Origin of the sequence: Pseudomonas sp. LH21, assembly GCF_036549575.1 — a bacterium.
In the GTDB taxonomy this organism is placed as follows: domain Bacteria; phylum Pseudomonadota; class Gammaproteobacteria; order Pseudomonadales; family Pseudomonadaceae; genus Aquipseudomonas; species Aquipseudomonas peradeniyensis.
In genome coordinates this window covers 1669774-1695362 of record NZ_CP144367.1, presented here as the reverse complement: position 1 = coordinate 1695362, position 25589 = coordinate 1669774, and the positions used below count along the sequence as shown (strand labels likewise).

Genomic DNA, 25589 nt, shown 5'->3' with positions numbered 1-25589 from the left:
CTGCGGTGTAGCAATAGCCGTGCCGGAGATGGGGATAATCGAATGCGGGATCGTTGATCGAAGGCAATGGCCGGGGCTGTCACAGCCCCCCCGACCATTGTGTCCAGGCAAGACGGGATCAGTCGTCCGCCTGCTCCTCGCCACCCTGGCGGCTCATGCCGTACTTGCGCATCTTCTCCACCAGCGTGGTGCGACGGATGCGCAGGCGCTCGGCGGCACGGGCAACGATACCATTGGCATCGTCCAGCGCCTGCTGGATCAGCCCCTGCTCCAGGCTGCCGAGGTAGTCCTTGAGGTCCAGCCCCTCGGGCGGCAGCATGGCGTGGCTGGCGAAGTTCGGCGCATGGCCGTTGATCGCCACGCGCTCCTCGAGATCGGAGCGCAGGCTGTCGACCAGCTGCTCATCCTCGTCATCCACATAACGGAACTTCTTCGGCAGCTCCGCCACGCCGATCACCCCATACGGGTGCATGATCGCCATGCGCTCCACGAGGTTGGCCAGCTCGCGGACGTTGCCCGGCCAACCGTGGCGGCACAGCGACATGATCGACGCGGAATTGAAGCGAATCGAGCCGCGCTTCTCGTGCTCCATGCGCGAGATCAGCTCGTTCATCAGCAACGGGATGTCTTCCACCCGCTCACGCAATGGCGCCATCTCGATCGGGAACACGTTCAGCCGGTAATACAAATCCTCGCGGAAGGTCCCATCCTCGATCATGGTCTCGAGGTTCTTGTGCGTCGCGGCGATGATGCGCACGTCGATGCTCTGGGTCTTGTTGCTGCCGACCCGCTCGAAGGTGCGCTCCTGCAGCACGCGCAGCAGCTTGACCTGCATCGGCAGCGGCATGTCGCCGATTTCGTCGAGGAACAGCGTACCACCGTTGGCCAGCTCGAAGCGCCCGGCACGGCTGGTGATCGCCCCGGTGAAGGCGCCCTTCTCGTGGCCGAACAGTTCGCTTTCGAGCAGCTCCGCCGGGATCGCCCCGCAGTTGACTGGCACGAACGGCGCCTCGCGACGCTTGGAGTGGTAGTGCAGGTTGCGCGCCACCACTTCCTTGCCGGTGCCCGACTCGCCGAGGATCAGCACGCTGGCATCGGTGTCGGCCACTTGCTGCATCATCTGCCGCACATGCTGGATGGCACGGCTGGTACCCACCAGGCTGCGGAACAGGTTGGGCTCGCGCTGGCGACCACGCTCGCGGGCCTGGTCGTACATCTCGCGATAGACCTGGGCACGGTGCAGGGAGTCGAGCAACTGGCTGTAGCTCGGCGGCATCTCGAGGTTGGACAGCACACGGCGGCGCAGGTCCTCGGGGAAGTCCGCGGAAGAAATTTCACCCAGAAGCAGAACCGGAAGGAACTCATCCCATCCAGCCACTGTCTTAAGGAGCCCCAGCACGCTGGCCGGGGCATTTACGGTACCGATCAGGACGCACAGCACTTCACGGCTGGAAGACAAACCCTCGACCACCTGCTGCCAGTTGTCGCTGGAGCAGGACAGGTTTTCTTCGCCGAGAAAATTCAGGACCACCGCCAGATCGCGGCGGCGTTCGCTGTCGTCATCGATCAGGAGAATCTTGGTTTCACGCCACATGCAATAGCAACTTCCCTAGTCATATCGGCGCCCGAAGGCGTGCACGACATCATTCCGACTGAATGGTCAGTGTTCGGACGTCTGAATTTCGAAAACAGCCACTAGTAAAGTCAAAAAACGGCACACAGTCAAATTTATGGCGCGCTGATTTTTGTGTCACCTGTGGTCAGGTGAACAAATGGTATACCTTTGTCGCGTTTTCCGCCTGACGTATCTTCGCCATCTCGTCGACTACCGATTGACGCTCACCACTTGCAACTTCGATTAGCTGCCGATAGACAGCCTGCAACTGCTCCAGGCTGGCACGCACCTCATCCTCGTTCGACAACGCCTCGGCCAGCACATCGTCGACGCACAGGCGGCACTCCAGATCCAGCTCGCCAACCGCCTCCCAGTCACGACTGGCCAGGGCGGCGAGCAGCAGCTCGCGGGTCTGGTCGATACGCTCGATCACCTCACTCATGACAACCTCCTGGTTCAGGGCGTCGGCTGCTGTTCGCCGATCGCATCCCAGCCTTCCTTGACCGTGATCAGCAGGCGCGCGACTTCGTCGATGATCTCGGGATCACCCTTCACATTGGCCTCAAGCAGACGCCGGCTCATGTACGTGTACAGGTTGTCCAGATCAGCCAGGCTCTCGGCATGATTTTCCAGGTCGAGACCTTCACGCAGGCCACCGATGATGTCGATTGCCTTGCCGATCAGAACACCCCTCTGGGCAACATCCTTGCGGGCGATGGCGCCCTTGGCCTGAGCCAGGCGGTCGAGACCACCCTGCATGAGCATCTGTACCAGGCGGTGCGGACTGGCTTCGGAAGTCTGTGCCACGCCATTGACTTTCTGGTATTGCCGAAGGGCCAACATCGGGTTCATGGATCTACCTCGTTGCAGCGAAAAGGTGCATATACCTCTTGTATCGCCGCCGCGTCAAAAAACTTTAGCCGGAAAAGACAAAGCCCGGCACGCCTGTAGGGCGCCGCCGGGCTTTTGTCATGCTCGATCGATCAGGACTTCTTGGCCTGGGCGTTGATCGCCTCGAAGATCGAGGTGATCTGCTCGCCCTGCTTCTTCATCTTGGCCAGAGCGGTATCGAGCGCAGAGAATTTCTTGGTCAGCGATGTAGTCAGCAACTCAGTGCGACGATCCAATGCCGTCTTCTGGTTCTCCAGGTTTCGGGCCACCTTGTCGAGGTTGCTCTTGCGAGTATCCAGCGACCCACCGGTGGCATTGTACGGATCGATCGCCTTGTTCATCCGCTCGAACACACCGTTGGTGCCCGTGAACAACTCCTGGATTTCAGAGCCCAACTTCTTGTCGTTCAGCGCTGCGTTAAACTTGGTGCTGTTGAATTCAAGGGTGCCGTCCTTCTGGGTATTGATCCCCAGCTGGCTGAGCGTGGTCAGCTTGTCACCCGAACCGGTTTCGGTCAGCACCTTGCGAACATCGGCAAGCAACGATCGAGTAGTCGGGTCGTTGGTCAGCGGACCCAGACTGGTGACGTTGCCGTTGGCGTCCTTGGTCGGCGTGACCAGCGCAGTGACAGCCTTCTGCAGGGTGTTGTACGCGTCGACGAACGACTGCACCGATTTTTTCAGCCCTTCGTTGTCCTGCGCCACGGTAACCTTCGTGGTTGTATCCTTCGCAGATACGCCCGTGAGCTCCAGCGTCAGGCCACTGACAGCCTGGTCGACGGTGTTTTTCGAACTGGTCAGCGCCAAACCGTCGATGGAGAACTGCGCATCCTGGGCGAGCCCGGTGATATAACCCGCGCCACTCCCGGAAATTTTCTGGGTGCCATCGATGGCCAGCTCCGGAATGCCGCCAACGGAAATGTCACTGCCCTTGCCGGTAGTGGTGGAACTGAACACCAGTCGCGAACCGCCCGCCTCGTTGATGATGTTGGCGGTGATACCCTTGGCACCCATCTCCTTGTTGATCTGGTCACGCACGCTCTGCAGCGTGGCACCACTGGCAACATTGATCTTGTAGTCCTTGCCGTTCTGGCTGACGGTCAGCTCACCGGCACTGATCGCCGTGGAGGCCCCACCCACGAACTGCTGGCTGGCGACTTTGGAGCCAGTGGCCAACTGATCGACCTTGATGTCGTAGTTGCCAGCAACCGCCGAGTTACTGGACTTGATCTTGACAACGTTTTCGTTGGCAGAAGTACCAGCAAACGCATTGAACGCAGGCGCATTCTTGTCGTTGAGCTTCTTCATGGCGTCCTGGAACGCCGTGAGGGCGCTGCGCAGGGAGCCGATACCGGAAATCATCGCGGAGTTGTTGCTCGACTGCCGAGCAATCTGGTTGGCTTTGGCCGCAGTATCGGCATTCACCAACACACTGACGATGTTCTTGATATCGAGCCCGTAGCCCGCACCCGTGTTGGTAGTAATCGGGCTTGCCATGCTGTCGCTCCTCTCTTCGATGGGCCCGCCCCGCTCCTGCAAGGCCGACTTGAATCACTTATTTGCGCTCGCCGCCAATCAGACCTTGGCGTCGAACAGAATACTTTTGACATCACTCAGGCTATGGGCGATCCGCAAGGCCTCTTCAGAGGGCAACTGTCGAATCAACTCACCTGTTTCACTGGCGATGACCTTTACCACGATCTTACCGGACTCTTCATCGGTGAAGAACTCCAGGTTACGTCGTGTTTCCTTGAGAAACTTCTCGATTTCCGAGACAGCTTCCTTGACCTTGTCGGCAGCCTGGACCTTGTCGGCGCCTTGCACCCTGGTCGAATCCTGCCTTTTTTCGCTGTCACCGGGAACATCCGGCCGGGCGACCGGCTTTTCGGCAACTTGCTCGGCCGTGCGCGCAGCCGGGTAAGACAGGTTCAGCTTGACGCTCATGTCCATGTCCACCACCTCACAATGAAAAAGCGGGGAAGCGCCTGGAGAGCACTCCCCCGCCATCAGCTATCAGGCAGATTAGCCCAGCAGCTTCAGGACTGCCGATGGCAGCTGGTTGGCCTGGGCCAGAACCGAGGTCGAAGCCTGTTGCAGAGTCTGCTGCTTGGTCAGCTGGGCAGTTTCAGCAGCGAAGTCGGTGTCCTGTACACGGCCACGAGCGGCTTCGGCGTTCTCGTTGATGTTCTGCAGGTTGTTGATGGTGCTGGTCAGACGGTTCTGGGCGGCACCCAGGTCAGCACGGTTGGTGTTGATGGTCTGCAGAGCCTTGTCGATCGCGGTAACGGCGGCGCTGTAGTTGGTTTCAGCCAGGGCGCTGGTCGAACCTTGGATGTTGACGGTCGAAGCGATGCCCAGGGAAGTGGCGTCGAACTTCTGGCTCAGGTTGATGCTGATCTGGTTGATGCCACCGGTGTTCGAGCCAACCTGGAAGGTCATGGTCGAAGCCGAACCGTCCAGCAGGTTCTTGCCGTTCAGCTGGGTGCTGTTGGCGATACGGGTCAGTTCCGAAGCCAGCGACTGGAACTCTTTGTCCAGAGCGGCACGGTCTTCGGTGCTGTTGGAGTCGTTTCGCGACTGCAGTGCCAGTTCGCGCATACGCTGCAGCATGTTGGTCTGCTCTTGCATCGCGCCTTCAGCGGTCTGGGCGATGGAGATACCGTCGTTGGCGTTCTTGATAGCCATGGTCTGACCACGGATCTGCGAGGTCATGCGGGTAGCGATCTGCAGGCCGGCGGCGTCGTCTTTGGCGCTGTTGATTTTCAGGCCGGAAGACAGACGGGTCATCGAGGTGCTCAGTGCGTCGGAAGCACGGTTCAGGTTCTTCTGAACGCCCAGAGAGGTGGTGTTAGTGTTTACAGTCAAAGCCATGACGAATTCCTCGTTGGATTGGGTACTACGGCTTCCGGCCTTGGCAATTCGCCGGGTAGGTGGCCTAGAGAACCTTCGTAATGTTTATCGTCGTCAGGGCAGTTTGCTTTAGGCCGAATTCTCAATTTTTTTACTGGCACCCTGCCACCCCAATGAAATCAAGGGATTGACGCCAGGAAAACAGCACCTAAAACAAAAGCGCCGACCGGAAATGGTCAGCGCTTGAAGGGTGCCACGCTTAATTACAGCGCTCGATGATCGCCGAGCCCCACGACAGCCCTACGCCGAACCCGCTCAGCGCCACCCGCTTGTGCTGCGAGCCGAGCACATGCTTCTCGAGCAACAACGGAATGCTCGAGGACACCGTATTGCCGGTCTCGACCATGTCCTTGATGAACTTCTCGCGATGGCGCCCTTCGTCGAAGCGCTGGGCCACCGCGTCGACGATCGCCGCGCTCCCCTGGTGCAGGCAATAGAGATCTACATCGTCAGCCCGCAACTGGCTGGCCTCGAGCAATTGCTGCAGGTGGGCCGGTACCTTGACCAAAGCGAAGTTGTACACCTGACGACCGTTCATGAAGAATTTGCCATCGGTTGTGCGCAGGTGCTCGGCCCCCGCGCCGTCACTGCCAAACAGCGACCGGCCCAGCTGCCAGATGGCATCCCCCCCCATCCAGGTGGCGGTGGCGGCATCGCCGAATAGCATGGTGGTATTACGGTCTTCGGGGTCAACGATCTTGGAGTAAGGGTCGGCTGTCAGCAGCAAGCCGTTCTTCAGGCCTGCAGCCTCCATGAAGCCTTTCATTGCATACAGACCGTAGACATAACCCGAGCAGCCCAGGGAGACGTCGAAAGCGGCAACCGCAGTGGGCAGGCCCAGCTTGTGCTGCACGATGGCCGCCGTATGCGGCAGCCCTTCGGCATCGCCGTTCTGGGTAACTACGATGACGATATCGATGGCTGCCGGATCAAGCGTTGGATTGGCGGCAAACAACGTGCGGGCAGCCTCGACACAAAGATCGGAGGTCTCTTGGTCGACACCCTTGCGTGGCAGGAAGGTCGAGCCGATCTTGCCAAAGATGAAATCCTGGTCTTTGCCAAATTTCGCGCCTTGGGCGTAGTTGTCGACGCCTTCGGCAGGTACGTAACTGGCGATGCTTTTGATGCCAATCATTGTGGCTTCCCGATGGAAATAGCGAAAAAATGCGGGCTCAAAGGACAGGCTCACAAGCTTTGCTTGTCATGCCGACACAGCTACCCACAGACTCAATAGATTAGAGATGCACGTTTCGACTGCCAAGTCACTGCTTGAACAAGCATCACTCACAGTTGGCACGTGCCCCCCCTGAAACGCCTATTGATGTCTACCGCCACTCGCCCTCTGACGGGAAGCCGGTGCTTGACTCACGCCTTCAACTTACGCAAGCCAAGCCCGGCGCCACTCTTCCAGCCTCGCTCCTTCAAGCAGCCAATCCGCTCGCACCGCAGCCTGCAGGGCATCACCCAAGGCAGCCGAAGCATCTCGATCCGCCAGGTGCATGCGGATCATCCGCAGCCAATCACTTGCGTTATTGTCCGCCCTGGACAGCGGTAATGCATCGGCACCAGTAAAGCCATTTACCCGACTGCATATGACCGGGTGGCCGCAGGCTGCATGCTGCAACACACGCTGGCTACCCGCACAGGCATTAGCCATGCTCTCAAGCATGGGCGCCAATGCCAGGTCGAGGTTCAAAGCGGCCAGGGCAGCAGGAAGCCTATCCGCAGCGACACTCGCGTATTGCTCCTTTACATACGGCTGCAAATGCAACGGACATTCACCCAAGACCACCCAGTCGACATCGGTCACCAGCGCTGGTACCACCTGGGCAAGCAATTCACCCGCCTCCGCCGTTCCCACCCAACCGACTCGCGGCTTATCACCCACCCGACGCTGACTTTTCAGGTTTCGCCAACTGGTTGGCAGTGCACTCTGAAGCACGCGCACATCATCACAATGCCCTTGCACCAGGTCTGCCAGGGCTGGTGTCGCCACCAGTACCCGGTCCGCCTGCATCAGACCCAAGCGTAAGCGCTGAAGAAGATCATCCGCATCGTAGGATTTCCCGATTGCCATGTGCGGCAGGTAACCGTCCAGGTCGTAAATCTGCAGAGCAGTGGAAAATGTGCGCAGACGCCGCGCGGAGCTCAACGCGCCGTCATCAACCGGGCGTTGCCAAATGACAGTATCAGGCTTGAGTCGCTCCAACTCGACCGGCATCAATGGTTTCTGCAATACAAGGGCATCGACCATTCCTGCCTCCCGCAAGTGTGCACCAGGCTGGATCAGCCGGTCCTGCGCTGAGGCTTGAGTATCCGACGTATAGGCCAGCACGGTCGGCAAGATGCCCTTTGTCGGACGCCAGACAATGACATTATTGTCAGGAACAAAGGCTTGATCGCGTCGTAAAGAAAGATTCGAGTTGTAGATTGGGTCGTTTGCCAGCTGAGGAAGCCAGCGCTCGAACAATGCATTCTCTTGCTCGGAAGTTGCTGACGGCCTCGGCACAGGACTGATGAGCAACTGGGCGTGAGGCGTCCAGACATTCAGATACCCCGCCTGCCGGAGTCGCAAGCAAAGGTCAACATCAACCCAAGGCGCAAGCAACGGATCCTCGCTAAACCCCTCAAGCTCGACAAACACAGCGCGCGAGATCATGAAACACTCGCTACTTACTGCGGAATAATTCTGGTCGACCTGCAACCGCCCCATGTAGCCGGCATCCTGACCCGGCCAGTCAGTGAATGCACGCCCCACCTCACCACCAAGGCCCAGCACTAGACCGGCATGGTAAACCTTGAACTCATCGGTCACCAGCTTGGCCCCGACCGCCCCGACCTCGGGACGCTGGCCATGATTGAGCATTTGGGACATCCAATTACCTTCGAAAACCCCAATACCCGCACTCAACCAGAGCAAGAAGTCACCACAGGCATACTCGGCTGCGGCGTTGCAATGGCTCGCCCAATTCGAGACTGATGGCGAGCGCACAACCTTCATACGAGAGGCGCCTAATTGCTCTATGAGGGCTAACCACGCCAACGTCGCTTCGTCATCGATACCGGGATCGATCAGTAAAAGCTCAAAATGAGGATATTGGGTAGTTTCCAGAAGACTTTCGACACAACGCTGACAAAGTGCCAGGCTTCCTTCGAGATAAACCAGGATGCTTACGAACGGTTGTTGACCGTGGGCATAATCGATCCTGTAGCCACCACCGGGCTTTTCGGCGGCACAAGCCTGGGGATAACCGCGCGCTCGAAGATGCCGCTCAATCACGGCACGCTCATCAGATTGAGATGCCCCCTGCCACTCTTCGGTAATGAGCAGCGGTTCATTGATATGCCCGATGCAGGCAAGCCCAAACTGCTCGATCAGACTCAACTGGTAGGCCAGTTCGAACGCCGCGCCCGCCTCAACGGCGAATCGAGCCTGCTCCAACCTCTCGCGTCGATATAACCAGTGCCGCGATTGCCCCGCCGGATCACTCAACAGCAAATCCAGACTCAGGTCAGGTCGGAAATGCACGTCGATGACGCCACTCTTCGCACGCAAAACCTCGTCGGCGTACACCGCCAGGCAATCATCAGGAGCATCCAGCAAGTCGAGAGCAGCAACAAGCAAGCCACTATCAGTAAATTCAACTCCCGCTTCGACCAGGAGCACCCAACTCGCTGTACTTTGTCGTATCGCGGCATTGATGACCTCGACCTTCGGCGAGGTGTCGACAGCAAGCCACTGGACATCCGCAGTCTCGAGACACTCCCCCCCCAGCACAAAGACCCGAGAAGGGATGTAGGTATTGTCAGCTAGACTGGCCAGACTCCGTTGCAACGCATCGCAATTATCCTCCACATTCAGGATGATCACATCCAGAAGCGGCACTTGTGCGCTATCAAGTCGCTGAGCAATCAGAGCGAGTTGCTGGGCATCAGGAACACGCTCGCGCAACCAACTCAACCTACCGAAGCGGTCAGCTATTGCCATGGACTCGGCTACCGCCTGAGTCGTCTCGATGAAGTAATCAAGCGAAGACCAGAAGCTCGATTGATGCTCGACCTGACGCGCATGCAACAACGGGAGGGTTTCGCGAGCCCGCTTGACAGCCTCGGGAGAATTTCCCCACGCGGTCCCATAGCTATTATTCTCAGACAGGGATAATGGCTCAGGCGCCCATTTGCCAGGGATGACAATACATACACAACCACACAAGACGGCTTCGGCAGCCAAACCCGAGCGTTCTCCCAAATAGAGGTACTCACACTGCTGGAATAGGCTTGCCAGAGCCTCCCAGGACCCCGGGAACGTGGGTGTTATTTCCACCGCATCCGGCGGTAGGAGGGTGGGATCAACGAGCGCCTGACCGCTTCGCCCCTGGTAATAGCATACTTTGCCTGGCACACGGGTATTACCATCAAGCGGCGGACGGAAAATGCTCAGGTCAATGGCGGGACAGTACAATACGTTTTGCTCTGACACACCGGCAGGCAACAAACCCCGGGTGTAGGCGAAAATCAGGTCATCCTTGGCATATTCGCCACGTCCTCCCAGATGCCCAGGCTTGTTCAGCAGATAGCGAACAACGGCTTTTCCGCCTAGCGGGTTACCGTCGACGATCTCCGGATAAACCACGATAGGTTCAAGCCGCTGAGATTTGTGAAGCGCGATGATATCGTCCGTCAGGTAAGGGGTTACCAACTGCGGCTCCAGCACGCGGGTCGTGACATAAGCTTCCTGCCCCGAACGGTTGAGTGCATCACACAACATATGCAGAACGCGAATACCTGCAGAACTGCGGCGATAATCCGGCGCATAGATGTAGTATGGCTGTGAGCGTTTGGAGAATAGTTTGCGTGTCACCGTTGACCTCGAGTTCACAAGCAGCAGAAACAATAAATGCCCAGCACTGGGCTCATTCAGAAATGGAGCGGGATTGGCCAATGACGCTATCAGTCCCGTCCCGACTGGCCCAGGTAGCCATACTGTCGATCGACGCATCCAGGGAGGTCCATACCTCCAGCCCCAATTCGCGAGCCCGCGAGATGTCTGGCACGTAATTCGAGCGCGACAATCCTTCTGGCCGCCCGAGCACTCGCACAGTCTTGTGCGGAGCCAGTCGCGCAACCACACGCCGGGCTAGCTCGGCAATGCTGACGGCACTATCGGATCCAACATTGTATGCAACACCCGACTTGCCCTTTATCAAGAGGGTCAACAACCAGATCGCCAGATCTGCACCATGCAGATAGCTGCGTACGGCCTCACCGCTGGAGTTGAGTACTACCTCGTCAGCCAGCAATGCATCGCGGACAAAGTTACCGATAGCAAAATGACCGTCCAACGGCAGGCCTGGGCCGGCAAAGGCAAAGCAGCGCGTCATCACTACCTCCAGTCCGTGAGAGTGGCCATAGAGGGCACCCAGAGTTTCCTGGACCCGCTTACCTTCCCCATAGGCACTTGACGGTGTATTGCTACTACAGGCCCCGGCGTAAGTCTCACAAACTCCGCCACTCACCGGCAGGCTCCCGTATTGCGCTCCGGACCCCGTAATCAGAACCCTTGCCATCCCACTTCGCAAGGCGAGCTCATACACTCGCTGCGCACCTTGCACGATGGTCTGAAACAACTCGAGTGGCCTGTCACCCGCTGCAGCACTCGTATCTGCCGCCGCATGCAAGATAAAATCCGCATTCCGACCAGGCAGGGCAGATAACTCCCTGATGTCTCCGGGAATCCAATCAAGCCAAGTGAAATAACGACAAACAGGCCAACTGGATAGAAATCGCTGCGGATCGCGAGAAGCGACCGTTACCGTAACTTCGGCCCCTTGGCGATTGAGTTCAGCTAGCACGGAAAGCAACCACTTACCAAAAAAGCCGGTACCTCCGGTAATAAGCAAGTGTTTTCCAGCAAAAGCATCACGCAACCCCAGACTGGCCAGAAGAGGAAGCAACGCTTCAGGTATCGGCAACAATGTTCGCGAAATGCTATCCACAACGATCAAACCAATGTCCGGGAAGTTTCAAGATATTCGGACTCTTGCATGGGGTATTCTGCCAACGTCACATCCTGCCTAGGAGTTTTCCAATCCCCGTAAACATAGGACAAATAACCTAGTGCATCATCAGGCGTGCAAAACTGCTTGCCGAGGAAGGTGATGCTTCCAACGTTGTGAAAATGCACCTCAGGCGCGATAAACGAAGGCCCTGCCCCTTTGGTTACGGACTGGCCATTTTCAATCACACGACGCATGAAACCTATCTCGAACGGCACGATGGCGTTACACCCGACAGCATTCCTATAGGTAACTGCAACCCCGGTGATGAGGTCTTCTGCCTCGAGCACTGTCATGTCCAAATCACAACCCGCAGGCTTGGGTAACGCGACTTTCAAATCAGCCAAGTGATTAACGAAGAGTGGATACGCATGGTCGTTTAAAGAAAAATCGATATCATCGTCCCATGGAATCAGATCACCATCACGGACCGCACCCAACAAAGTGCCGAAATCCAGCATGATGGGAATGGCATGACGCGCACTGAAATCGGCCACACACCCTAGAACCTCCAAAGCCAGCGCCTTGGTCGGCGCATGGGAAAATGGTTTCTCACCATTATTGATCGCCAGCATGTTCTTTGGCGGAAGCACAATCCTCGAAGGGGCCACCCCAAGAGCCTGCAACTGGGCAGTGATACTTTCCCACCAGCCCGTGCTGATCACTACCAGGTCGTATTCCAGATGGCGCAATGCTTCAGGCTGCACCACAGGCACCTTGCCGACAAAAGTGCCATGTTTTGCGCTGTCATTATCTGCAAAGGCAACCACATTCAGTTCCGGAAACCGGGAGAACATAAGCCGAGCCACACGCCCCGCGCCGAACAGGACCAGACGCTTGCCCTTAAAATCAATTGGAATCATGGCTGCTCCTTCACTGCAACGCAACGTCCGACCAATGCATCCTCGTCACGATACTTGGCAAAACCGCGGCCCTGAACTTGGTAATCTAGCGAGAAGCCAAGCGCTCGCAACTTGCAGATCAACGCCTCATGATCGATGTAACGGCGGTAGTGCTGGCCAAATTTCTTTTGAACCTGCTCGTCCTCCTTGGTCCGATACTCAAAATACAGCAGACTTCCAGTAGGTAGCCCAGTGGCCAGCAGGTCCATGAACACCGCTTCCATCGCCTCGTCGATTGCGTGCAAGAAGAAACGCGCATAAACCACAACACGACGCTTATCAGCCACAAATGCGCGAAGCACTTCAGCACTATTCTGGACACTGCAGTGCTCGTACCTGACGTTGGCACTTCGAGTTCGCTGCCGGCAAAGCTCCACCGCTTCAGACGATGCGTCGAGCGCCAACACCTGAAGACCAGTCATGGCAAGAAACTCACTATCTCGCCCATTGCCGCAACCAAACTCGACAACGCTGTCCACGCCGGGGAAATCACTAGCGGCAAAGACCGCAAACTGCGAAGGCAATAGGGGTAGCGCGACGTCCTGGCGGCTGTAAAAATCGTCCCAGTAAGCTTGGCGATCAGCGGGAGTGGATATGGAACTCATCGAGCGAGCAACCCTTTCAGCGTTATTAATCAATCGTGAAATCACTCACGAGCCGGAGCATCAATAAAAGTACAGCGTGGTGTCGTCGACGATATCGGAGTAGTGTCTTACACCCACCTTGTAATCGCCCCGTATCGACAGGACCGTATCGACCAGTTTCCACAAGTCGTCACTGCGATGGTAGGCACAGACACACAGCTTCGGACGATCTCGCAAAATGACTTGGCGAGCACCTTTGAGCGCCCCCTCTTCTCCGCCTTCAATATCGAACTTGATCATTGTGATAGCAGAGTCAGCCACTTCGTCCAACGGCAATCCGACCACATTCGCGGGGGCGCAATGCTGCGACTCAGCGGACAATTCGCCCAATACGTCACAACTGTTGCTTGCAGGGGAAGGAAGTTCACAATGCTGCTCGGTCATTGCAGCCTGCAGCGCTCTGACCCCTGCTCGGTCTCTAAACCTTTCGCGACACGCCTGAAAGGCAAGGGTCTCCGGCTCGAACAACAGGGCGCTCTCAACCTGCCCGAATCTAGCCTCCAGTCTGGCCAACGTATCGCCGTTATATGCACCCGCATCGACATAATGCCGAGTGTCAAGCTGAGAGACGAAGTCTGCTTCCAGGTACTCATCTGCGAAGGGTGAGCGAATCTCTTGTGCGGCATGTCCAAAATGCAGCCGTTGCGCTATCAGGCCATCGAAAACCTGACGGGAACGCTCATCATCCAGACAGAGGAATGCTGATAAGAAAGCATCTCGCTGCCGAATCACTGTGGACCGGTAGTTTCGGAAGCTACTCTCGGTAATGTAAGGCGCATCAATAGCAGCCAGGAACTGCTGCTTCGTCATGATGTTGCTCCAGCCCAGCGCTCGCAGCTCCTGCTCGATCACCGCACTGTAACGCCCGCTGCCCAGTACGATCAGAGCATCCTCTGGCATGTTATTACGATCAAACGCCAACACCGGTATTCCATCGATTTGAGAACCGTGCTTGGCAACATCGTTGTCTAGGAACGCGTCAATCTGCCCACCACGCTCCGCATAAAGCCTCGCCAGCAACACCCCAACTTGATGAGCACCGAAGATAAATATCTTGGCCTGCAGCCGCCTTTCCAGCGCCTCATAGGGAAAGTCGGACGGCGCCCTTGACAGCAATTCGGACATAGCGGGGAATTCCCCCACTCGCTTCAGAACATCCAGCTTGTCAGGAGAACGCAGGCTGACGCCTTCGCTAGCCGCAATCGGCGTATTCAAACCAAGACGAACCGTGAGGGGCAGCACTTCACCGTTCACATCAAGCTGTAGCTTTATACTTTTTCCTTCCGCCCAGTCTTCACCAAACAAGGACGCGATATCCTGAAACTTATCCATGGGGCGAATCCTCGGCCTGCATATTTGCTTTGTAGGATGTTACGGCGTAAAGAACGGTGTCGAATGTGCTCTGCGCATGACAACGTAAATAGAAGCGGTAGCCCAAGGCATACCCCTGCAACTGCTCGAAGATTGTCCAGAGATGCTCGGCACGGTGATAAACACTGATGGCGAGATTGGGCCGATGCCGCACCAACGTTTGCCGTGCTCCTTCGAGCGCCTGCGGCTCCTCCCCCTCAATGTCCATTTTGATCAGATTGGGCGCGAAACCCGGCACTGCGTCGTCAATACACACGCAGGTGACCGTATCTGCACCCGACTCCGCCAAGTGCCCGCCAGCACCAAGAGCACCGTCGAACCCAACACGGCGATTGTGGCTCGAAACCCCACAAGGAAAATTAACGACATTCAGGCCAGCCACACTGCGGGACAGCGTCGAGTAATACTCAAGATTAGGTTCAAAACAAGCGACCGCCGCAAAGTCCATACCGGCCTCACGCATTTCCATGACCGTATCCCCGATATAGGCCCCACAGTCGATGAAACGTAATGGCTGAGGCCAATCAGGCAAGTCCGCTGGGAAGTACTGGCGCCCAGAGGGCGGGGGAAGGCATTGGTAGTTGCCGGAAGTCCTGAACTCGACGATACGATCGAGCAACTGCCGACTGGTCTCGTCAGCCAAGTGTGCTCGCAGGTAGGCAATCCGGTCAGCATGCGCTCTGTAGAAGTTGCCCTCGACGAGCCAGTAGCGAAACGGCTGGTCCTGAGGAAAATAATTGACAAACTCCACAAGACTCATGACGCGCCCAAAGCCCAGCAATTGCAAGTCACGCACGACTTGAGCGACATCTACATAGTTATTGAACAAACCTATGATCACACAGGCTTCCGATGGGTCATGCCGGTCGGCCCACTTACCGGCGGTCATGACAGGAATTCCATCCACCTCGAACAGTGACTCGTCTCTGTCAAGGTAACCATCAACCCCAATGTCACGATCCGCCAGGTAAGCCTGTACCCGCTGACCCGCAAGGCGCGCGCCGTAAATCAGTAACTGCCGGTGGCTCTGCCTATCAAACATGACTGACCCCTTGGGCCACCCGCACGAGCACGGCGTGCCCGTTTAGATTGTGCACAAAGCGGAAATCAGGATTCTCGGCAATGAACTCATTCACCAAGCGGGTGACACCTTCGCAGCCAAAGAAACCATAATCATCGAAGACAACCACGGAACCGGTCGACAAACGCGGCAACGCCCAAATCAAAACGTCACGCGCCGAGTCATAAACATCGACATCGATATGCAGTAGTGCTAGTTGACCTGCCACGCATTCCGCGTTTTGCTCAGGGAACATCCCTTTGAGCAGTTTCACACTGTCCGAAACACCGCATTTCGCGGCCAGGCTTTCGACCAACTGCACATCGGTGTCAGCATGCTCCCCCCCCTGATAACGGGTGTCCTGGCTACCCGCCTTGACCACGCCGGAGAAGGTATCCGCCAAGAACACCTGGCGCCCTGCACGTTGGTTGGCCAGCGCCAGCAGGCAGCCCGAACCGCCTCGCCAGACGCCAACCTCGAGAAAGTCCCCCTCCAAACCATCCAGTTGCCGTACCAGTGACCAGAGTTCATAAAGACGATACTTATCGACCAACGTATTGGCCTGGACCAACCCAAGGGCTCTGACAAAAGCCTGATCGCCATGCCAAGGGGCATAGCTGGCATAAGGCAGCAATCGTTCATGACGGATTTCCGGCGAACGATCATGGGACCATGGAGTAGTGCCGCGTAGGTAGCGATAGCTGAGACCTGTCAGTTTTTTCTTGAGCCATGCCATCTCAATCACGCTCCGACACGGCCATCTGTGCAGCAAACTCGTCGCGAGGGAGGAACGGGTACAAATCTTCCAACGCCCCAGTTTCCGGCTTGCCCTGTTCGTTGATGCGGGTCATGACGCGAGGCACCCGGGCTTCTTCGACCTGCACCACCACCTCACAAACGACCGGACCATCGCGATCAAGCACCTCCATCAGCTTTTCGTCGAGTGCCATATGACTATCGATGCGTGAATACCCTACTCCGTAGGCCGCCGTGAGCTGCTGCAAGTCTGGCAGTTGCAGGCCGCTGCTGGCATCGGCCCCCACCAGCAACTTGAAATGCGCACTTTGCGATGTACGTATCGAGGCATAACCCTGGTTATTGATGACAAATACCTTGATCGGCAGCTTCTGCGCGGCCAAGGTTGCCAACTCCTGGATGTTCATCTGCACACCACCGTCACCATCGACGCAGATCGTCTGTTTGCGCCCCGCCGCCAGGCAGGCGCCAATGGCAGCAGGCACTCCGAAGCCCATTGATCCGGTACCTCGGTTATGGAAGCATCGCTGATGCTTTTTCAGACGCAGATTCAGCAGAAACAACTCGGAGGCAAATCCGGAGCTGCCCGGAGCGATCACATCCCCTTCCTTCAACAGATCGGAGAGTCGATCACTGAAGTGATACATGCTCACGCCCTGGCTATCGTCAGCATGCTCTGGTTGCAGCAATGGATAACGCGCACGCCAGCTTGCAATCTGCTCACGCCAAGCGGCGAAGTCCGGCAGACATTCCACGTCAATCGCCGCCTGCAATTGCTCGATGAATGGCTTGACGTCCGATACGACTGGCAACTCTATTTCCATCTGCAGCTTGGCGATTTCGGCTGGATCGATGTCGACCACAACTTTCTTCGCCTTGGGTGCGAAGTGAGCGTGATTGTAGGCAGTCAACGCCATGTCAAGTCGTGAGCCGAGGACAATCAGCAAATCACAGTTCTGCAGTGTGAAGTTGGCCCAGCGCGGCGCGATGGAGCCCGGACGGCCGCCATAGAGAGGGTGCTCATCTTCGATCAGGTCCATCGCCAGCCAGGTCGGCATTACCGGCACGCCAGCACTCTGCGCCAACTGGCGGAAGGCCTCGACCGCTCCAGCCATGCGAATGCCACTTCCCGCAATAATCCCCGGACGCTTGGCCCCCTTGAGCAATTCAAGAGTACGGGCTACGGGGCCAGCCAACTCGACAGACTTGGCCGGTGTCGGCAATTGCGCCCTGCGCAGGGTGGAGGGATCGATCTGGACCGCTTGAACGTCAAGCGGCACATCCAGCCAGACCGGACCGCGGCGCCCAGTGAGCGCGGCGTGTTCGAGTTCATCGAACACTTCGGCTACCGCCTCGGGATCGGTTAACGTCACTGCACGCTTGGTAATCGATGACACGATAGAGACGATATCGACCTCTTGCACGCCCAACATGCGCAGCCCACTGTCGGCCTTGAGGTCAGCAGTTTTTACCTGACCGGAAATGAAAAATACCGGGGTAGAATCCAACCATGCCCCCAGCGTGGCGGTTACAGCATTGGTCGCACCCGGACCGCAGGTGGTCATGCAAGCGCTGGGGCCGCCAGACAGTTTGCCGGCTGCTTCGGCAGCAACACCGCACGCTTGCTCATGCAGGCACAACACTGGCTCAAGATCGGGGTGGCGCCCCAGCGCATCGTTCAGGTGCATGGCACCACCACCTGGCAGGAAGAAAACTTGCTTGATACCAAGCTCTGCCAATCGATTCATGATGTAGTCAGCTACACGCATTTTGTTTCCCATCCCTCAAACCCTTATCCGCCGAGCGTTCGGCTCAATTCAATTGATTCAAAAACGCCAGCGCCGACCAAAACCCTGCGCCGTGATCTTTATGCCCCTGCCACACTTCCGGAATGAAGCTCACCTGTGGGTGCGCCTTGACCTGTGCCCACGCCGAAGGCCAGTCAATATCACCCGTCCCCATCAGCACGCCTTCGCCATTGGTACCCTTGGCATCAGCCACGTGCAGATGCGCCGAATACGGCAGCAGCAAGGTCAGCGCCTCTTGGAAATCAAGGCCGAAATGGAAGCAGGTCATTTGCAGGTGGGACAGGTCCAGACACAGGCGCATTCCATTGTCACGGGCCTGGGCCGCCAACTCGTCAGGCATCATGAAGATGTTCTGGTGACGCTGGCCGCCGAAGTGCCAAGGGAACGGTGCCATGTTCTGCGGAATGAGTTCTGTTCGAGCCAAAGTCAATGCGCGCGCACGACTCATGGAAGCGTTCGTACAGTTGCTCACGCTCAGCCAGCGGACGCGGAGCGTCAGCGGAAAACCCGCCAATGTTGGCAACGATCAGGCGGGCATCGGCATGGGTGAAGAACTCGCCAATCTGCTGGGTCGCATCCACCACGCGCTGAAGGTTGTCGATGGAACGCTGGCGATAGGCTGGATCATCGGCCACCAGATCCAGCAACTCGCTGTTCTCGAACAACTCGGGGGCATGTACCACCAGACGCGAACAGTCGACCGGCGCAAGGAACGACTGCGGCGCCAGGCTGAGATCGCGGTACGACAGGTGGAACTCGAACAAGTCCGGCTGAATTCGACGACGGTAGTCAAGGAAGTCGTGATAACGCACCGGCACCCCCCAGCGAATCGGCATCTGGAACTCCAGCCGCTGCTCAGCTTGCTGTTCTTCCAGGTCGCTTTCGAACAGGAAGTCACCCAAGGCGATATCGCGCTGGGCAGCCTTGCCAAGCAGCTCCGGCAGTCGATAGGGCGGTAATCCCTGGCCCGGGCTCGCGACGCGCAACATGTGCGACTCAAGCACGCAACCGCGCGCGATATCCTGGGCGGCAATCACGCTCTTGCCGAGGTTTTCACGGTTGAGCAGTTCCCCCTGGCTGGCATGCCGGCCAGGACCTTGCCATGGCAGCGCCAGTTCCAACTGGCGAATGCCGTCGACCAGTTGGCGGAACTCGGTCGGCTCCAGACTGGCCAGGTGATCAGGCCCCTCCATGTCGCGGTCCAGAGTAATGTGCCGTTCCACCAGCCTGGCGCCCAGCGCAACGGCGGCAAGGGTGATGGCGGTGCCGCGTTCGTGCCCCGAGTAACCGATCAGGTCGTGCAGCTCCTGCAGGCGTCGCAGATACCCCAGCTGGATGTCGGACTCCGGCGCCGGATAGGCGCTGTTGCAATGCAGCAACGCAAAGGGGGTGCCCAACGCCTTGAGCTGCTCGATCGCACGGATGATTTCATGCTCGAACGACATCCCCGTGGACAGGATCAACGGTTTGCCCAGGCTGGCCGCCTTGGCGATCAGGTAGGGGTTGCACAGGTCCGCCGAGGCAATCTTCAGCGCCGCCACATCGAACTCGGCCAAGGCATCGACACTCGGTTCATCCCAAGGTGTGCACAGGTAGGTGATACCCTTCTGTGCGCAATACGCACGCACCTGACGGTGTTCATCGAGGCTTAGCTCGACCTTGTCCAGCAGGTCCTGGATGTATTCCACGCCAAGATCTTCGGCCCGCGAGCCATCGGCCTTGCGTCGGTACAGCGCCTCGCGGTTGCGCAACTGGAATTTGACGCAGTCCGCACCAGCCGCAATGGCCGCGTCCACCAACTGTCGTGCCAGCTCCAGGGAGCCGTTGTGGTTGTTGCCCACCTCGGCAATGACATAGACGCGCTCGCCGCCCAGCGGGATGCCGTCAAGAAGAATGGAAGTCATTGGATTTTCGCTCGCCATGAGGTTACGCCGCTGGATTCAAAGCGGAAATTCTGGGTTTGACAGCCCAATCCGTTCAACACGCGAATCACGCGCTGACGCGACTGGGGCTGCACATAGAACAGGAAGAAACCACCACCACCGGCTCCCAGCAGCTTGCCGCCAACCGCACCGGCCGCGATGGCGGACTCGTAGATCTCATCGAGACGCCCATGACTGATCCCTGAAGAAAAGCGCTTTTTCAGGCGCCATGCTTCGTCCAGGCAGAGGCCCACGCCATGCAGTTCGCCGCGAATGAGATGACGGTGCATACGACGACACAGCGTCACACTGGCGTGCAGCAGATCGGTCTGGTTGTCCTGTGCTTCGATCTCTTCGCGCTGCTGTTCATGCAGCCGCCCGGAGTCGTGGGAAATACCGGTGTTGCACAGCAGCAGGCAGGATTCGAACTCGTTGCGGATCGCATCTTCCAGTCGGATCGGATGCACCAGGTTGCGCTGGTTCTCGAACTCGATCAGGTTGAAACCACCGAAGGCCGAGGCGTATTGGTCCTGCCAGCCGCCGGCAATGCCGAAGCACAACCGCTCGGACTGGAACGCCAGCTCGGCGATTTCGTAGGTGCTCCAGCGATCCTGGCGCAGCTCGTTGAACACCGCGATGGTCGCCGTGGTCGCTGCCGAAGAACCGCCCAGCCCCGAGCCCACCGGAAAGTCCGAGCGCAGGAACAGGTCGAAGCCGTAGCTGGGCTTGATCACCGAGATGATGGTCGCCAGCAGGCTCTTGCCGTCGGCCGCCAACAGATCGGCCAGGGAGTCGAAGAGTTCTTCCTGGCCCAGGTCCTCGGCATGGATGCTGATCTGCCGGTCATTGCGCGGTACCAGGGTGGCATGGGCGTACAGGCCCACGGTGCAGCTCAGCACGGCGGCCGGGTGGTCGATGAAGAAATAGGTCAGGTCGGTGCCACCGCCGCAGAAGCTCATGCGCACCGGCGCCCGGGCCCGGGCCAGCACTGGCACTTCGGGGCTGGCGGCCAGCTGGCGGGTATAGACCTCTACCAGACGATGCTCGGCATCCACACCCGGCAGGGCGATGTACCCCAGGTCGAACAGCTTGAGCAGCTCCTCGCGCGAGGTACCGACCGGCACGGCGCGGAACTGGCGGTTCATGCAGGCGGTCACCGGCAGGTCGGTCTGCCCCCCCTGCAGCAGGTGGCGGCGAACGTCGCCGTTGGTTACCACGCCCACCAGGCATCCGGCTTCATCAACGACGAAGACGATCTGCAGGGTGCCGGCCTCGATGCGCTCGACCGCATCGAGGATGCTGTGCCGCTCGCTGATGCTCAAGGTCTGGACAAGTGAGGTCATTGCGCGGCGCCCCTGTGGAAATCTGCGGAGTAGCGGGCAAACGACTCGGGCGTGCCAATATCGATGAAGCGACCCTGATACTGGCATACGGCAATCGACTCACGCCCCAGCAGCGTTGGCAGCAGCTCACGCTCCAGGGAACAGGCGCGCACGGTCTGGTCGACGAACGCCGTGGCGGTGAACGCGTAGACACCTGCATTGATCAGGCCTGGGCCGTTTGCACCCTTCTCCTCGATGGCGTACAGGTGGCCTGCGGCATCGGTCGCCAGGCTGCCATAACGGCTGCGCTCTTCGACCTTGACGCCGACGATGGCATGCCCGTCTGCCTCCACCGCCAAGCGGTAGGCGGGTGCATCCAGGTAGGTGTCGGCATTGAGCACAAGAAAACGTCCATCGGCCGGCTGCTCGCCCAAGGCATTCAACAACGCGCCACCGGTGCCAAGCGGCTCGGCCTCGACCACCAGTCGCAGCTCCAGACCGCTGGCCTGGGCCAAGGTATCAAGCTGCTCGGCCATCTGGTCGGCACGGTAATGAGCGCACAGCACCACCTGGGAGATGCCTGCCTGTGCCAGCTGGCCCAGCACGCCCTGCAGAAACGGCGCGCCATGCACCGGCACCAGGGCTTTCTGGCCGCCCTGGGTCACACTCTGCAGACGCGTGCCAAAGCCGCCGCAAAGGACGTAGGCGCGCATCAACGCAGCCTCCGCACGTAGGTTTCGATACTGCGGGCCGCATGCTCCAGATGATCCTCCGAGAGCCCCGGCCACAGGCCGATCCAGAAGGTGTCGTTCATTACTTTCTCGGTCACGCTCAGGTCGCTGGCCACACGGTACTGCTGATCCTTCATGTAGGGCTGGCGAGTCAGGTTGCCGGCGAACAGCAGGCGCGTGCCGACATTCTGCGCATCGAGATGACGCAGCAGGTCCAGGCGCTCGGTGCCACTCTCGTCACGCAGGGTCAACGGGAAACCGAACCAGGACGGATCGCTGTTCGGTGTCGCATGAGGCAGGATCAGTTGCTCGGTGCAGCCGGCGAGGCGATCGCTGAGCCAGGCAAAATTGCGTTTGCGCGCAGCGATGAAGTCATCCACCCGGTCCATCTGCGCCAAGGCACAGGCGGCCTGCATATCGGTGATCTTCAGGTTGTAGCCCAGGTGTGAGTAGGTGTACTTGTGATCGTAACCCTGCGGCAGATCGCCAAGCTGCCAGCAGAAGCGCTTGCTGCAGGTGTTGTCCTCGCCTGGGCCGCAGTAGCAGTCCCGGCCCCAGTCGCGGAAGGACTCGACGATGCGCTTGAGCAACGGCGAGTCGGTGAACACCGCGCCACCCTCACCCATGGTGATGTGGTGCGCCGGGTAGAAGCTCAGCGTCCCCAGGTCACCGAAACTGCCCACCTGACGGCCATCGTAGGTCGCGCCCAGGGCGTCGCAGCAGTCCTCGATCAACCACAGGCCATAGCGGTCGCACAACTCGCGCACCACCTTGAGATTGAACGGATTGCCGAGCGTGTGGGCGAGCATGATCGCCTTGGTACGCGGGCCGATGGCCGCTTCGATCAACGCCGGGTTGATGTTGTAGGTGCCCATCTCGATATCGACGAACACCGGCACCGCGCCGAACTGCAGGATCGGATTGACCGTGGTCGGGAAACCGGCGGCGACGCCAATGACTTCATCACCCTTGCGGATCGCACGATCACCCAGGCGCGGCGAGGTCAGCGCGGAAAACGCCAGCAGGTTGGCCGACGACCCGGAGTTGGCGGTCAGTACGCCACGGCGCCCCAGGTAACGGGCCAGGCGCTTTTCGAAAGCCTGGTTGAAACGGCCAGTGGTCAGCCAGCCATCAAGCACCGCCTCGGTCATGGCCTGCAACTCCGGCGCACCGATGACCTTGCCCGACGGCGGTACGGCATGCTGTCCAGGCACGAACTGCGGCGTTGCCAATTCCAGTTCGGCGTAACGCCCGACGAGTTCGGCAATTTGCTGGCGCAACTGCTGCGCCGTTTGATCAGTCATTGGTTTTCGCCTTCATATGCCGCGATCTGCACACGGCTGTATTGCTGCATGTCCTGGCCGTCGCGCCAGGCACGATGCCAATCAAGGGTTCGTTGCAGGGCCTGCGGCAAGCCCCAGCGCGGGCGCCAGCCCAACAGCTGACGGGCCCGGGATGAATCAAGTGTGAGCAGCCCGGCCTCGTGGGGCTGGCCGAGCGACTCGACCGTCCAGCGCGCTTCGCCTGGCCACAGCCCGGCCATGGCCTGGACCACCTCGCCGACGGTGGCCGTGCCCTGGCTGTCGGGGCCGAAATTCCAGGCCTGGGCCACCGCCTGGCCGCGCTCGACCAGCGCCTGGGCCAAGAGCAGATAGCCGTGCAGGGGGTCGAGCACGTGCTGCCACGGCCGCACCGCGCCCGGATAGCGCAGGGTCAGCGTCTCGTCCGCGTCCCAGGCACGCAGGATGTCCGGCAACAGGCGGTCTGCCGACCAGTCGCCCCCACCGATTACGTTGCCGGCACGGGCGGTCGCCAACGCGACACCACGCTCGCGCAGAAAGGAATCGCGCCACGACGCGCACAGCAGTTCTACGCAGGCCTTGCTGCTGCTATAGGGGTCATGGCCGCCCAGGGGATCCTGCTCGCGATAAGGCCAGAACCATTCGCGGTTTTCGTAGCACTTGTCGCTGGTCACCACCAGTACCGCACGCACCGTATCGCACTGGCGCACAGCCTCGAGCAGGTTGAGGGTGCCGGTGACGTTGGTTGCGTAGGTGTCTGCCGGGGTCCGGTACGACTCACGCACCAAAGGTTGCGCGGCCAGGTGCAGGACCACTTCGGGGCGAAACGCCTGCAGGCTGCGCACCAGGTGCCCGGCATCGCGGATATCGGCAAACTCGCCCGCCATGCACTCGTTCAGGCGCACGTTTTGGTGGAGCGCAGGCTGGGTGTCCGGTGCGAGCGAATAGCCATACACCTCGGCACCCAACTGGCTGAGCCACAGCCCCAACCAGCCGCCCTTGAAGCCGCTGTGGCCGGTCAGGAATACCCGACGCCCGACCCAGAAATCGCGGCTTACGGCCATACCCGCCATTGCGCCTCTCCCGACTTCCAGCGCTCTTCGAGGTAATTGCGGTCACGCAGGGTGTCCATGGCCTGCCAGAAACCGCGGTGGGTATGGCTCATCAGTTGGCCGTCCTGGGCGAGCGCACGCATGGGCTCGTATTCCCAGGTGGTGTCGTCACCGTCGATATAGTCGAAGATGCCCGGCTCCAACACGAAGAAACCGCCGTTGATCCAGCCGCCGTCACCCAGGGGCTTCTCCTGGAAACCCTGCACCTGCTCGCCCCGCACATCGAGCGCGCCATAGCGCCCGGGTGGCTGCACGGCGGTAACGGTCGACAGCTTGCCGTGGTTCTTGTGGAAATCGATCAGCGCGGGAATATCGACATTGGCAACCCCATCGCCGTAGGTCAGGCAGAAGGTCTCGTCGCCGACATAGTCGCGCACCCGCTTGATCCGCCCGCCGGTGGCGGTGTTCTCGCCGGTGTCCACCAGCGTCACCCGCCACGGCTCGGCGTTGCGGTTGTGAATGTGCATGCGGTTTTCCGACATGTCGAAGGTCACGTCGGACATGTGCAGGAAATAGTTGGCGAAGTACTCCTTGATCACATAGCCCTTGTAGCCCAGGCAGATCACGAAATCGTTGATCCCATGGTGGGAGTAGATCTTCATGATGTGCCAGATGATCGGCTTGCCGCCGATCTCGATCATCGGCTTGGGACGAAGATGCGACTCTTCGCTGATGCGTGTACCCAGGCCGCCGGCCAGGATGACTGTTTTCATTGTCGACTTACCTTGGAAGGCCGCTACCCTGGACGGGCTGACAAAATACTGACCAATTCAGCTACTTGAGCAGACTTAGCAAAAAGACTGCCAACTCGCGCCCGGGTAAAGCACCGCCTAGCGATTCGCCCGCACGAGATTGGCCGACAAGCCCGGATGCACAGCCCGGCAGGATGCCGGGCTGTGCTTAGCTCAATCAGTTCAATGGGGGGATCAGTAAATCCAGGCTTGTGTAATCACACAGAGAGTCGCCAGCACGTAACGGCGTCACCGCAGCATCAAGCGGCAAAGAACGAGGGGAAAGGCGCAGAGTTAACGACTAGGGTCACCAGCGTTTGCTCTACAGGAAGGGGCATGATGTAAAGCCAGCTGGAGCGCTTCCGATCATCATGAATCTGTCAATAAATCGCCGCACCAAGCCGCCTTTCAAAGCGCGAAACCATGCGCCCTACGCAGCCCCATCGCCAATCACCGAT

The 25589-nt window shown here is 58.9% G+C and carries 22 protein-coding genes; all 22 read right to left on the bottom strand.

Annotated features, from left to right (window positions below; translation table 11 throughout):
- Positions 1 to 118: 118 nt before the first annotated feature.
- A complete protein-coding gene (gene fleQ, locus VUG52_RS07930) occupies positions 119 to 1594 on the bottom strand; it encodes a transcriptional regulator FleQ (RefSeq protein WP_262951843.1) in 1476 nt (491 codons plus the stop codon).
- A 166-nt stretch (positions 1595 to 1760) separates the two neighbouring features.
- A complete protein-coding gene (locus tag VUG52_RS07925) occupies positions 1761 to 2057 on the bottom strand; it encodes a flagellar protein FliT (protein WP_186714840.1) in 297 nt (98 codons plus the stop codon).
- 14 nt (positions 2058 to 2071) lie between these two features.
- Positions 2072 to 2467 carry a flagellar export chaperone FliS gene (gene fliS, locus VUG52_RS07920; RefSeq protein WP_050706679.1) on the bottom strand — a complete coding sequence of 132 codons (396 nt, stop codon included), beginning with the start codon at positions 2465 to 2467 and terminating at the stop codon, positions 2072 to 2074.
- A gap of 131 nt (positions 2468 to 2598) precedes the next feature.
- Entirely contained in the window at positions 2599 to 4002 is a 1404-nt protein-coding gene (gene fliD, locus VUG52_RS07915) for a flagellar filament capping protein FliD (RefSeq protein ID WP_050706680.1), read from the bottom strand.
- A 78-nt stretch (positions 4003 to 4080) separates the two neighbouring features.
- Entirely contained in the window at positions 4081 to 4455 is a 375-nt protein-coding gene (locus VUG52_RS07910) for a flagellar protein FlaG (RefSeq protein ID WP_050706681.1), read from the bottom strand.
- A gap of 72 nt (positions 4456 to 4527) precedes the next feature.
- On the bottom strand, positions 4528 to 5376 hold the full coding sequence (locus VUG52_RS07905; RefSeq protein ID WP_050706682.1) for a flagellin domain-containing protein: 849 nt from the start codon (positions 5374 to 5376) through the stop codon (positions 4528 to 4530).
- 238 nt (positions 5377 to 5614) lie between these two features.
- Positions 5615 to 6550, bottom strand: coding sequence for a ketoacyl-ACP synthase III (locus tag VUG52_RS07900; RefSeq protein WP_050706683.1), 936 nt, complete (start codon positions 6548 to 6550; stop codon positions 5615 to 5617).
- Positions 6551 to 6793: 243 nt separating this feature from the next.
- Positions 6794 to 10276: a glycosyltransferase family 2 protein gene (locus tag VUG52_RS07895; RefSeq protein ID WP_331832660.1), complete on the bottom strand. Its 3483-nt coding sequence runs from the start codon at positions 10274 to 10276 to the stop codon at positions 6794 to 6796.
- 52 nt (positions 10277 to 10328) lie between these two features.
- A complete protein-coding gene (locus tag VUG52_RS07890) occupies positions 10329 to 11411 on the bottom strand; it encodes an NAD-dependent epimerase/dehydratase family protein (protein WP_256206019.1) in 1083 nt (360 codons plus the stop codon).
- A 5-nt stretch (positions 11412 to 11416) separates the two neighbouring features.
- Entirely contained in the window at positions 11417 to 12334 is a 918-nt protein-coding gene (locus VUG52_RS07885; protein ID WP_050706686.1) for a nucleoside-diphosphate sugar epimerase/dehydratase, read from the bottom strand.
- Entirely contained in the window at positions 12331 to 12978 is a 648-nt protein-coding gene (locus tag VUG52_RS07880; RefSeq protein WP_050706687.1) for a class I SAM-dependent methyltransferase, read from the bottom strand. The genes VUG52_RS07885 and VUG52_RS07880 overlap by 4 nt, the downstream gene beginning before the upstream one ends.
- Positions 12979 to 13038: 60 nt before the next feature.
- The gene (locus tag VUG52_RS07875) at positions 13039 to 14349 is read right to left on the bottom strand and encodes an FkbM family methyltransferase (protein ID WP_262951839.1); all 1311 of its coding nucleotides are present in this window, start codon (positions 14347 to 14349) and stop codon (positions 13039 to 13041) included.
- On the bottom strand, positions 14342 to 15430 hold the full coding sequence (locus VUG52_RS07870; RefSeq protein WP_262951838.1) for an FkbM family methyltransferase: 1089 nt from the start codon (positions 15428 to 15430) through the stop codon (positions 14342 to 14344). Before VUG52_RS07870 ends, VUG52_RS07875 begins: the two co-directional genes overlap by 8 nt.
- Positions 15423 to 16184, bottom strand: coding sequence for a TylF/MycF/NovP-related O-methyltransferase (locus tag VUG52_RS07865; RefSeq protein ID WP_050706690.1), 762 nt, complete (start codon positions 16182 to 16184; stop codon positions 15423 to 15425). The genes VUG52_RS07870 and VUG52_RS07865 overlap by 8 nt, the downstream gene beginning before the upstream one ends.
- Position 16185: 1 nt before the next feature.
- Complete coding sequence (locus VUG52_RS07860) at positions 16186 to 17973, bottom strand: thiamine pyrophosphate-binding protein (protein WP_082337810.1); 1788 nt, start codon at positions 17971 to 17973, stop codon at positions 16186 to 16188.
- 43 nt (positions 17974 to 18016) lie between these two features.
- Positions 18017 to 18406, bottom strand: coding sequence for a TIM barrel protein (locus tag VUG52_RS07855; protein ID WP_331832658.1), 390 nt, complete (start codon positions 18404 to 18406; stop codon positions 18017 to 18019).
- A complete protein-coding gene (locus VUG52_RS07850; protein ID WP_331832656.1) occupies positions 18345 to 19916 on the bottom strand; it encodes an N-acetylneuraminate synthase family protein in 1572 nt (523 codons plus the stop codon). Before VUG52_RS07850 ends, VUG52_RS07855 begins: the two co-directional genes overlap by 62 nt.
- The gene (locus VUG52_RS07845; protein ID WP_331832654.1) at positions 19913 to 21277 is read right to left on the bottom strand and encodes a GHMP family kinase ATP-binding protein; all 1365 of its coding nucleotides are present in this window, start codon (positions 21275 to 21277) and stop codon (positions 19913 to 19915) included. The genes VUG52_RS07850 and VUG52_RS07845 overlap by 4 nt, the downstream gene beginning before the upstream one ends.
- The gene (locus tag VUG52_RS07840; protein ID WP_331832652.1) at positions 21274 to 21969 is read right to left on the bottom strand and encodes a sugar phosphate nucleotidyltransferase; all 696 of its coding nucleotides are present in this window, start codon (positions 21967 to 21969) and stop codon (positions 21274 to 21276) included. Before VUG52_RS07840 ends, VUG52_RS07845 begins: the two co-directional genes overlap by 4 nt.
- A complete protein-coding gene (gene rfbH / locus VUG52_RS07835; RefSeq protein WP_331832651.1) occupies positions 21969 to 23291 on the bottom strand; it encodes a lipopolysaccharide biosynthesis protein RfbH in 1323 nt (440 codons plus the stop codon). Before rfbH ends, VUG52_RS07840 begins: the two co-directional genes overlap by 1 nt.
- A complete protein-coding gene (gene rfbG / locus VUG52_RS07830; RefSeq protein WP_262974389.1) occupies positions 23288 to 24361 on the bottom strand; it encodes a CDP-glucose 4,6-dehydratase in 1074 nt (357 codons plus the stop codon). The genes rfbH and rfbG overlap by 4 nt, the downstream gene beginning before the upstream one ends.
- Positions 24343 to 25113, bottom strand: a complete 771-nt coding sequence (gene rfbF, locus VUG52_RS07825; RefSeq protein WP_050706696.1) for a glucose-1-phosphate cytidylyltransferase — start codon at positions 25111 to 25113, stop codon at positions 24343 to 24345. The genes rfbG and rfbF overlap by 19 nt, the downstream gene beginning before the upstream one ends.
- Positions 25114 to 25589: the final 476 nt, after the last annotated feature.